This window comes from Saccharopolyspora sp. (assembly GCF_017434145.1).
Taxonomy (GTDB): Bacteria; Actinomycetota; Actinomycetes; order Mycobacteriales; family Pseudonocardiaceae; genus Saccharopolyspora_C; species Saccharopolyspora_C galaxeae.
Map to the genome: position 1 here is coordinate 1 of NZ_JAFRFW010000588.1, position 9,900 is coordinate 9,900.

Annotated in this window: 8 protein-coding genes and 1 pseudogene; 5 read left to right on the forward strand and 4 right to left on the reverse strand. The window is 70.5% G+C overall.

The genetic code is table 11. The features are described from left to right. The 3 genes from IJH84_RS16195 to IJH84_RS16205 all read left to right on the forward strand — a co-directional run. On the forward strand, positions 1 to 1,654 hold a 1,654-nt coding region (locus IJH84_RS16195), incomplete at its 5' end, for a helix-turn-helix transcriptional regulator (RefSeq protein WP_295145889.1). Positions 1,655 to 1,910: 256 nt separating this feature from the next. Beyond that, positions 1,911 to 3,122, forward strand: coding sequence for an exo-alpha-sialidase (locus tag IJH84_RS16200; RefSeq protein ID WP_200069596.1), 1,212 nt, complete (start codon positions 1,911 to 1,913; stop codon positions 3,120 to 3,122). A 162-nt stretch (positions 3,123 to 3,284) separates the two neighbouring features. Then, complete coding sequence (locus tag IJH84_RS16205) at positions 3,285 to 4,136, forward strand: aminoglycoside 6-adenylyltransferase (RefSeq protein WP_295145890.1); 852 nt, start codon at positions 3,285 to 3,287, stop codon at positions 4,134 to 4,136. 75 nt (positions 4,137 to 4,211) lie between these two features. On the opposite strand, the gene IJH84_RS16210 is transcribed toward IJH84_RS16205, so the two are convergent. The 3 genes from IJH84_RS16210 to IJH84_RS16220 are packed head-to-tail and all read right to left on the reverse strand — an operon-like array spanning position 4,212 to position 6,699. Next, positions 4,212 to 4,604 (reverse strand): VOC family protein, encoded by a 393-nt coding sequence (locus IJH84_RS16210; RefSeq protein ID WP_295145891.1) that lies wholly within the window; start codon positions 4,602 to 4,604, stop codon positions 4,212 to 4,214. A 41-nt stretch (positions 4,605 to 4,645) separates the two neighbouring features. Then, entirely contained in the window at positions 4,646 to 5,371 is a 726-nt protein-coding gene (locus tag IJH84_RS16215; protein ID WP_295145892.1) for a FadR/GntR family transcriptional regulator, read from the reverse strand. Positions 5,372 to 5,400: 29 nt separating this feature from the next. Next, complete coding sequence (locus tag IJH84_RS16220) at positions 5,401 to 6,699, reverse strand: enolase C-terminal domain-like protein (RefSeq protein WP_295145893.1); 1,299 nt, start codon at positions 6,697 to 6,699, stop codon at positions 5,401 to 5,403. 327 nt (positions 6,700 to 7,026) lie between these two features. Here IJH84_RS16220 and IJH84_RS16225 point away from each other — a divergent pair, with 327 nt between their 5' ends. Both IJH84_RS16225 and IJH84_RS16230 read left to right on the forward strand, forming a co-directional pair. After that, positions 7,027 to 8,334, forward strand: coding sequence for an MFS transporter (locus IJH84_RS16225; protein WP_295145894.1), 1,308 nt, complete (start codon positions 7,027 to 7,029; stop codon positions 8,332 to 8,334). Positions 8,335 to 8,345: 11 nt separating this feature from the next. Beyond that, positions 8,346 to 9,239, forward strand: a complete 894-nt coding sequence (locus tag IJH84_RS16230) for a fumarylacetoacetate hydrolase family protein (RefSeq protein WP_295145895.1) — start codon at positions 8,346 to 8,348, stop codon at positions 9,237 to 9,239. Between the two features lie 5 nt (positions 9,240 to 9,244). On the opposite strand, the pseudogene IJH84_RS16235 reads toward IJH84_RS16230, so the two are convergent. Further along, positions 9,245 to 9,900 (reverse strand): annotated as a pseudogene (locus tag IJH84_RS16235) (transposase); the annotation flags it as partial.

The window sequence follows — 9,900 nt, forward strand, 5'->3', positions numbered from 1 at the left end:
CGCGGCGGCCGCCGGTGAACCGGACGAGGACGTCGCCGCGCTGAGGGAGAGCACCGCCGAGCGGGCCCGCCGCCGCGGCGGTTACGTGGCCGCCGCGACCGCGCTGGAACGCGCCGCCGACCTCAGCCCGGACCGCGGCGAGCGCGCCCGCCGACGGGTGCTGGCGGCGAACTCCGCGCTGTTGACCGCCCAAGCCGGTTGGGTCGAAGACCTGGCGGCGCGGGTCGTGGAACTGACCGACGACCCGGAACTGCTGGCGTCGGCCGAACTCCGCGCCGGGCAGGCGCTGACCGTCACCACTCGTCACGATGCCGCGTTCGCACAGCTGTCGCGCACCGCGAGCGCGTTGGCGCAGCGAGATCCGGACACCGCGCTGAGCGTGCTGGCCACCGCCGCCGTGGTCGGTTACTACTCGGCGGAACCCGGCCACAACGATCGGGTGCTGGCCGCGCTCCCGGAGATCCCCGGTCCGCATGATCCGGTGACCAGGGCGTGGGTGCTCGCGGTGGCGGACCCCGCGGGCAGCAGGGACGAAGTGCTCCCGCAGCTGCCCGACCTGGCCGCCGCCGAATCCGGCCCGGGCCGGGCGATCGCGGTGGCGACGATCGCCTGGCTGCTCGACGAGACGTCAGTCGCGGTGCGGCTGTTCGAGCAGGCTTTCGACCGGTGGCGGGTGCGCGGGCCGCTACCGGAAGGGCTCGGCTGCGCCCAGGGATGGGCGCTGTTCGAGTCCGGCGCCTGGGCGCGGACCAGGGTGGTCGCCGCCGAGTCGGTCAGCAGCGGAGCCCGCGCGGAACTGCCGCACGTCGTCGCCGGGGCCAAGACGATGGATGGGGCCGTGCTTGCGTTGCAGGGCCAAGCGGGCCCGGCCCGGGAACTCGGCACCGCAGCACTGTCCATGGTGGACCCGGCTAGTAGCCGGATGGTGGCCGTTCGCGCCAGGTACGTGCTGGGCATCGCCGCCGCCTCCGAAGGCGACCACGCGACGGCCTACGCGCAGCTGCGCCGGGCGTTCACCCCCGATGGCGACTTCCTGCACTACCACCAGTCCGCCGCGGCGCTGCCGGAGCTGGCGGCGGCCGCGGCGCGGCTCGGGGAACCGCACGACGCGGAGTGCATCGTGCTGCGCGCGGCGGGGAGGCTGGGCGACGACGCATCACCGCGGCTGCGCGCGCTGGTCGAGCACGCCCGCGCGTTGCTGTCCGCCGAACCGGAACGGCACTTCACCGCCGCCCTCGCCGATCCGCGCACCGAGCAGTGGCCGTTCGAACGGGCACGAACCTTGTTGCACCAGGCCGAATGGCTGCGCCGAGCCCGACGCATCGCCGAAGCGCGCGCACCGCTCTCGGCGGCGCTGGAGACGTTCCGCAGGCTCGGCGCCCACCCGTGGGTGGCCAGGGCCGAAGCGGAGCTGCGGGCGGCCGGAGCGGCCGAGCCCCGCGAGGAGCACGCCGCACCCGACGCGCTGGCCGAGCTGAGCCCGCAACAGCAGGAGATCATCCGGCTCGCCGCCAGGGGCTTCACCAACCGCCAGATCGGGGACCGGATGTTCCTGTCACCGCGCACGGTGGGATCGCACCTGTACCGCTCGTTCCCGAAGCTCGGCGTCAGCACCCGCAACCAGCTGCGCGACCTGTTGCAGAGCGCTCGGTGACCGGCTCGGCACTCGTTGCTCAGCAGGTCGGCTTGCTCGCGGCCCGGTGCGACTGCGATCGCCGACGTGGTCACCTGCTCGCCGAGCCCCGAAGCGCAGCCCGGCAGTTCCGGTAGACGCGCCGCACCCGCGATCGTCCCGGTGCGGGGTCTCCCCGGACGACACGGTCACCTCCGAATCGCGGTACCCGGCACCGGGCGAACCGGGCAGACTCCGATCACGACGGGCGATCTTGTCCGCGATGGGGAGGACGAGCGTGATCAGGACACCTGCGCTGCTGCTCGGCGGACTGCTGGCCGCCGCGATGCTGCCCACCGCGACGCCCGCCGATGCCGCGCAACCCGCGCCCGGCGCTGCGGAGCCCACGCCCGAAACCGCCCGACCGACGCCCGAGGCGACCGGAACGCCGCTGTCACCGGACAGCGGCCTCTACCCCACGTCGGTCCGGTTGGCGCACGCGGGCGAGGACAACGGCGCGGTGCTGACCGGAACCGTCAGCTTCGGCGCGGACGGCGGCTCCGCCCGCTTCTACGAGAGCACCGACGAAGGCGCGACGTTCGACGAGGTCGGCCGGATCACCGACCCGGCCTTCGCGGGCGGCTTGTGCTGCGGCAGCATGCTCGAACTCCCCCGCCAGGTCGGCGATCTGCCGGAAGGCACGCTGCTGTGGACCGCGAGCGTCGGCGCCAACCCCGAAGACCGGCGGATGTCGCTGCCGGTGTGGCAGAGCCAGGACCGGGGGCGGACCTGGTCGTACTTGTCGACCTGCGCGACCGCGCCGGGCACCGGAGGCCATTGGGAGCCGGAGCTGTTCGTCGACGACGCGGGCGCGCTGGGCTGCTACTTCGCCGACGAGAACGACCCGGAGCACAGCCAGAAGTTGCAGCGCGCGGTCTCGACCGACGGTGTGAACTGGGCCGCCCCGGAACCCGTCGTGGAACTGGCGGATCCGGCGCTGCGTCCCGGGATGCCGGTGGTCCGACGGCTGCCGGACGGTCGCGCCTACCTGTCCTACGAGATCTGCGGCGCCGAGGGCCCGCACATCTGCGCCGCGCACTTCCGGCTCTCCGACGACGGGGCGGACTGGGGCGATCCCGCCGCGCAGGACCCGCTGCTCACCTTGGGCGACGGCCGGTATTTCGCACACGCGCCGAAGATCACCGTCATCGACGACGGGACCTCGGACGGGAGACTGATCACGGTGGGCCAGGAGTTGCGCAACGCCGACGGAACGGTCGCCGAAGGCAACGGCGCAACGCTGTTCGCCAGCGACGAGCCCGGCGCCAACGACAACGTGGCACTGCCCGCTCCGGTCGAAGTACCGGGCGCGCGCGACGAACCCTGCCCGAACTACAGCTCGTCGCTGGCTCCACTGGCCGATTCCGGCCGGATCCTCGAAGTCGCCACCGACTACGACGAGAACGGAACTTGCCGCGCCTACTTCGCCACCGGAGACCTGACCGGCTAAGCGGGCTGGCCCGTCCGCGCCTACTTCACGGGGCCAACTGTCCGAGGCTCCGCCGACCGACCCGCCGAGCGAAGTTCGTTCCACAACGGCGTTCGGCGAGGAACATCGGCAGGCACGGTCATGTCCGCAGCGCAGCGGAAAGCCCGGTTAAGCTCGCAGGTCATGGAAGATCCGGATGAACTCCTCAGCCGCGTACTTGACTTCGCGCAGGCCCATTCCGGGATCGAAGCCGTTGTACAGACCGGTTCGCGGGCCCGCGGCGATCGTGTGGACGCGCTCTCGGATCTCGACATCGAACTCATCGGCCCAGCCGCAGTGGAACTCGTGGGCGATGACGAATGGCCCGGAACCATCGCAGACGTGCTGATCAGCGTCCACCTTGCCAACGAAGGCCCGGACGCCCCCGACTGGCCGACCTACCTGGTCGTCTTCACCTACGGGCGCAAGATTGATTTCACGCTCGCGGGAACCGAACGCATCGAGCGCATGACTAGGTACGGCTTGGACGGCCTCTACCAACGCGGCTATCTCGTGCGCCTTGACAAGACCGGCGTCACACGGGGACTTCCCGCTTCCTCCATGACTCCGCCGGAGCGGTCGCTTCCGGACTCCGAGAAGTTCGCGATGAACCAACGGGAATTCTGGTTCGAGGCCACTCAGGTACCGATCTACCTCGCGCGCGGAGACCTGTGGCCGGCCGGTCTCCGCGAGGCGGAGATGCGCTCACTTCTGCTCACGATGCTGGAGTGGAACGTCCTCGCCCGCTCGCACCACGCTGTCGACGTCTGGCACGACGGCCACCACCTCGACGAATGGCTTCCTGAACGCTACCGAGAGCGAATCGCCACCACCCACACCCGTTACGACGCGACGGACATGCTGGGCGGCCTGCGATCGCTGGTCGACCTCTACGCCGACGTTGCCGCGGAGACCAGCAGGCTCGTGCCCGCCGAACTGCTCGATCTCCGCACCCGCGTCCACGCCCACATCACCGCCGTCATGAACGAAACGTGACCTCGAAGCGCACGATTGCTTCGTTGCACGGTTCGATGTAGGTGGTCGCGTGCACGGCTGCTCGCCGTGGACGGTTCACTCACCGGTTTGCTGCGCGATCTGGATCAGGTTGCCGCAGGTGTCGTCGAGCACGGCGGTGGTCACCGGGCCCATGTCGGTGGGTTCTTGGGTGAAGCGCACGCCGAGGTCGCGCAGCCGCTCGTACTCGGCGTCGACGTCGTCGACGGCGAACGAGGTCCACGAGATGCCGTCGGCGACGAGCGCCTCCTTGAACGGCCCGGCCGCGGGGTGGCCGCTGGGTTCGAGCACCAGCTCGGTGCCGTCCGGGTCCTGCGGGGACACCACGGTCAGCCACCGCGGCCCGCCCATCGGGATGTCGTGCTTCTGCTGGAAACCCAGCACCTCGGTGTAGAACCGCCGCGCCTTCTCCTGGTCGTCGACGAGCACGCTCGCGAGGTTGATTCGCATGTCGATCCCTCTTCTCGTTCGTTGCCGGGGCACAGCAGACCTCAACGCACATCCTCGTCGTCCGCCACTCCGTGCAACCGGCCCAGGACCCAGCTTTCGACATCGGCGACGTGGCGGGTCGCGGCGACGAACGCCGCCATGCTGTCCCGGTCCTGCAATGCGCGGTAGATGTCGTTGTGCTGCTGGTGAGTGCGGGTGAGCACGTCGTCCTTGACCAGCGCTCGCCAGATCCGCGCGCGGGCGGTGCGCTGCGCGACGGTTCCGGCCAGCGACTGCAGCGTGCGGTTGCCCGCGGCGGCGACGATGTCCGAGTGGAACGCCAAGTCCTCGGCGACCAGCTCCTGCGGGTCGCGCAGCGTGCGCATCCGTTCGATCCGGTCACCCAGTTCCGCCAGCTGCGCCTCGTCGATGCGGGTGGCGGCCAGCGAGGTGGCGCCCGGCTCCACCACCCGGCGGCACTCGAACAGCTCCCGCAAGCCGGTGTCGTGCGAAAGCTGCAGGAACCGGCCGATCGCGTCGACCACCCGGTCCGGGCGCAGATCGGTGACGAAGGTGCCCGCGCCGTGCCGGACCTCCAGCACGCCTGCCATCGTCAGCGCGCGCACCGCCTCGCGCAGCGACAGCCGGGAAAGCTCCAGGTCGCTCGCCAGCGCGGCCTCCGGCGGGAGCTTCTGGCCGGGTGCGAACTCGCCGGACTCGATGCGGCGCTTGATCCGGTCGATCGCCTCGTCGACGACGCTGCTGCCGACGGTTTCCGGGCTGGACATGCCGGCCATCTTCGCGCCCCGCCCGGGAGTCAGGCCCACTCGGGGCCGTCGGGATAGCTGAACCGCCGCAGCGAGTCCCGGTGGATCTGCGAGCTGTACCCGGGACGTTCCGGCGGCAGGTAGTGGCCGTCGCGCAGCCGCACCGGATCCACGAAGTGCTCATGCAGGTGGTCGACGTACTCCACCACCCGGTCTTCCAGATTCCCGCTCACCGCAACGTAATCGAAGATCGACAGGTGCTGCACCAGCTCGCACAAACCAACTCCCCCGGCGTGCGGGCAGATCGGCACGCCGCGGGCGGCCGCGAGCAGGATGACCGCGACGGCCTCGTTCACCCCAGCCAGGCGGCAGGCGTCGATCTGGCAGATGCCGAGCGCTTCGGCCTGCAGGAACTGCTTGAACATCACCGCGTTGTGCCCGTGCTCGCCGGTGGCGACGTGCGTGGGGGCGATGGCGCGCTGGATCGCGGCGTGCCCGAGCACGTCGTCCGGGCTGGTCGGTTCCTCGAACCAGTGGATGTCGAACTCGGCGAGCCCGCGGTGCCAGTCGATCGCCTCCTGCACCCCGAGGGTCTGGTTCGCGTCGATCATCAACCGCCGGTCCGGGCCGAGCACTTCCCGCGCGATGCGGCAGCGCCGCTGGTCGTCGGCCAGGTTCGCGCCGACCTTGAGCTTCACCGACTCCCACCCGGCGGCGACGGCCTGTTGGCACAGCCTGCGCAGCTTCTCGTCGTCGTAGCCGAGCCAGCCCGCGCTGGTGGTGTAAGCCGGGTAGCCGTCGCGGCGGATCTCGGATTCCCTTGCGGCGCGGCCGGATTCGGCGCGCTGCAGCATCTCCAGCGCGGCCTGCGGGCTGAGTTCGTCGCGCAGGTAGCGCCAGTCCACCAGGTCCACGATCTGCTGCGGCGACATGTCGGCCAGCAGCTTCCACACCGGTTTGCCCGCCAGCTTCGCGGCCAGGTCCCACCCGGCGTTGACGACCGCCGCGGTGGCCAGGTGCAGCACGCCCTTGTCCGGGCCGAGCCAGCGCAGCTGGCTGTCCGCGGCCAGGTGCCTGGCGAATCCGCCCAGGTCGTCGGCGATGTCGGACAGCGCCATGCCGCGGACGCGCTCGGCCACCTGCCGCGCGGCGGTGACGACCAGGTCGGTGCCGCGGCCGATGGTGAAGGTGAACCCGTGCGCCTCCGGCACGTCCGGGTCGTCGGTGTGCAGCACGACGTAGGCGGCCGAGTAGTCCGGCGCCGGGTTCATCGCGTCGGACCCGTCGAGCTCCCGCGAGGTGGGGAACCGCAGATCGACGGTCTCGACATCGACGATGCGCGCGGTCATCGGCTCGCTCCCTGCATCCGGTTGCCGGTACGCCGGCAAACTCATCAGATCTCTTGACCGGAATCAAGACCGCGAACCCTTGAAAACGCGATCCGGATCACCATACTGTCTGCGCGCTCCATCAACGCTTGAACCCTTCACGCCCAGCGCAGCACTAGCCGTGGAACCGGAGTGAACGGCTTGTTCGTCCCAATAGATTGGACGAACGGTCCGTTCGCTCGCAGGAGCCCGGGAGCGGCGGCGCGCGAGGTGCCACTGCCCAGCCACTCACCCGGACCGAAGTCATCTGAGCATTCGCACTCGTCTGCAACGACGCAGGAGGTCGTAGTGCGCACGTCGTCCGCCGAGGCCGTTCGCCGCAAGGTCTCCCGGCGCCTGCTGCCCACGCTGTTCGTGATGTTCGTACTGTCCTTTTTGGACCGCACGAACGTTTCGCTGGTCAAGGAGCACCTGGAGGTCGATCTGGGCATCGGCGCCGCCGCCTACGGGTTCGGCGCCGGGGTGTTCTTCATCGGCTACGCGGTGCTCGGCGTGCCGTCGAACCTGGTGCTGCACCGCTTCGGCGCGCGCCGCTGGCTGGCGCTGATCATGCTGGTGTGGGGTGTGCTGTCGTGCGCGATGGCGCTGGTGACCGGGCCGGTGAGCTTCTACGTGCTGCGGCTGCTGCTCGGCGCGGCCGAGGCCGGGTTCTTCCCCGGCGTGATCCTCTACATCACCTACTGGTTCCCGGCGCGGGAACGCGGCCGGGCGACCGGACTTTTCCAGTCGGCGGTCGCGATCGCCAGCATCATCGGCAATCCGCTCGGTGGTTACCTGCTGGGCCTGCACGGCGCGGGCGGGATCGCCGGGTGGCAGTGGATGTTCCTGCTGGAGGGCGTGCCGACCGCGTTGCTGGCGCTGGCGGTGCCGTGGCTGCTGACCGACCGGCCCGCCGACGCGAAATGGCTCAGCGAAGCCGAACGCGAGCAGCTCACCGCACGCATCGCGGCCGACGAACCACCGGAATCGGCCGCGCCGCCGAAGCGGGCCGGTGAGGTCGTGCGGGATACGCGCGTGCTGCGGCTGATGTTCATCTACTTCGCGATCCAGATCGGGCTCTACGGCGTGACGTTCTGGCTGCCCGCGCTGGTGCGCCGCATCGGCGGGCTCGGCGATTTGGGCACCGGGTTCGTCTCCGCGCTGCCGTGGCTGTTCGCGCTGGCGGGTGTGCTGGTGCTGCCGTGGTGGTCGGACCGGACCGGGAATCGGCGCGGGCCGCTGGGACTCGCGTTGGCGATGACCGTGGTCGGGCTGGTCGGCGCGGTGCTGTTGCCGCCGGTGGCCGCGGTGGGCGCGCTGTGCGTGGCCGCTTTCGGTTTTCTGGGTTCGCAGCCGGTGTTCTGGACGGTTCCGCCGACGATCCTCACCGGAGCTCAGGGCGCGGGCACGATCGCGTTGATCTCCGGGCTGGGCAACGTGGGCGGATTCGTCGGGCCGTACGTCATGGGGGTCACCGAGAGCACCACCGGTTCCGGAACGGCCGGGTTGTACGTGATCGCAGCCGTCGTCGCGGCCGGGATCGTCACCACGTTCTCGTTGCGGTGGCTGACCGAAAGCACCACCGAACCGTCCACATCAGACCTCGAAGTCGCCTGACAGGAGGACCGATGCACATCGTGCGCTACGCCGATCGCCACAATGAAATCCACATCGGACTGATGGAAGGCGAATCGGTGCGCCGGTTCCCCGGCGTGCGGCGAATCGCCGACCTGCTGCGGCTGTCCACCGCCGAACTCCGCGCGATGGAGCCGGCGGCCGAACCGGCGGGTGCGGTGCGGCTGCTGCCGCCGGTCGACGGGCACACCGAGATCTGGGCCGCCGGCGTCACCTACGAGCGCTCCAAGCAGGCGCGGATGGAGGAAAGCAGCGAGCAGTCCGTCTACGACCGGGTCTACCTCGCCGAACGACCGGAACTGTTCTTCAAGGCGCAGCCCTGGCGAGTGGTCACCGACGGCGAGGCGATCGGAGTGCGCGCCGACTCACCGCTGAACGTGCCCGAACCGGAGCTGGCGGTGTTCGCCAACTCCGCAGGGGAGATCGTCGGCTACGGCGTGTGCAACGACGTCAGCTCGCGCTCCATCGAGGGCGAGAACCCGCTTTACCTGCCACAGGCCAAGGTTTACGCGGGCAGCTGCGCGCTGGCACCCGGCATCCGGCCCGCGTGGGAGGTCGACCCGGCCGGCCTGGAGATCAGCCTGGAGGTGTTCCGCGCCGACGAATCCTGCTTCGAGGGAAAGGTGCACACCTCCGCGCTGCACCGCGGCTGCGAAGTGCTGGTCGAGCACCTGTTCCGCGGGCAGCCGTTCCCGCACGGCGCGGTGCTGGCCACCGGAACCGGCATCGTGCCCGAGATGGACTTCAACCTGCGCCGCGGAGACGTCGTGCGGATCGGCATCAGCGAGGTCGGCAGCCTCACCAACCAGGTCACCGACGTGCGGACCGAACTGGACTGGCTCGCGGGCACGCTCGACGCACCGCACGCACGGCAATCCGTGGTGTGACGGGCTCACCGCGGCAAGAACTCGGCCAGCCCGAACACCTCGAACAGCCGCCGCTGCGGCTCGGTCAGCTCGGTCAGCAACCGCCTGGTGCGCGGGCGCCCGCCGGTGGACGGGTAGCGCAGCACCACCTCGCGGATGCCGCCGAGCTGCTCGAACAGCTCCCGCACGGACAGGTCGAGACCGGCCCGCTCGGCCTCGTGGCGCATCACGTGCAGCACCGTCACGGCCAGCACCGAGATCATCCGCTGCACCTCGGCGGGTTCGGCGGGTCCTTCGGCGAGCCGGGCGAAGGTGGATTCCAGGTGGTAGCGGGCGCGGTAGGCGGTGACCAGCTCGGCCACCGGCCAGCCGTCCCGGTCGGTGACCAGCAGCTGCTTGCCGAAGAACTCCTCGGCGACCCGCGCGCGGGCGGCTTCGTCGACGTGCCAGCGCAGCCGCATCGGATTCGCCTCCAGCGAGGTGACCAGCACCCGTTCCACCCAGCGCACGCGGGTGATCCGGGCGACCTCGGCGAGCGCTTGGTCTCGCGAGTGCCGGTAGGTGCCCGCGGCCAGCGCCTCGGCCAGGCCGTCGAGGCGCCGCGCCGCCTGGTTCAACGCCTGCGCGAAACCGCGCGCCTGCGCGGCGTGCAGGGTTTCGGAGTGGGTGAGCACCACCCGCC

Bases quoted from the DNA above. Each gene is read 5' to 3' on its own strand.
- IJH84_RS16205 (WP_295145890.1), top strand. From the start codon at position 3,285: ATGGAAGATCCGGATGAACTCCTCAGCCGCGTACTTGACTTCGCGCAG.
- IJH84_RS16220 (WP_295145893.1), bottom strand. From the start codon at position 6,699: ATGACCGCGCGCATCGTCGATGTCGAGACCGTCGATCTGCGGTTCCCC.
- IJH84_RS16230 (WP_295145895.1), top strand. From the start codon at position 8,346: ATGCACATCGTGCGCTACGCCGATCGCCACAATGAAATCCACATCGGA.
- IJH84_RS16215 (WP_295145892.1), bottom strand. From the start codon at position 5,371: ATGTCCAGCCCGGAAACCGTCGGCAGCAGCGTCGTCGACGAGGCGATC.
- IJH84_RS16210 (WP_295145891.1), bottom strand. From the start codon at position 4,604: ATGCGAATCAACCTCGCGAGCGTGCTCGTCGACGACCAGGAGAAGGCG.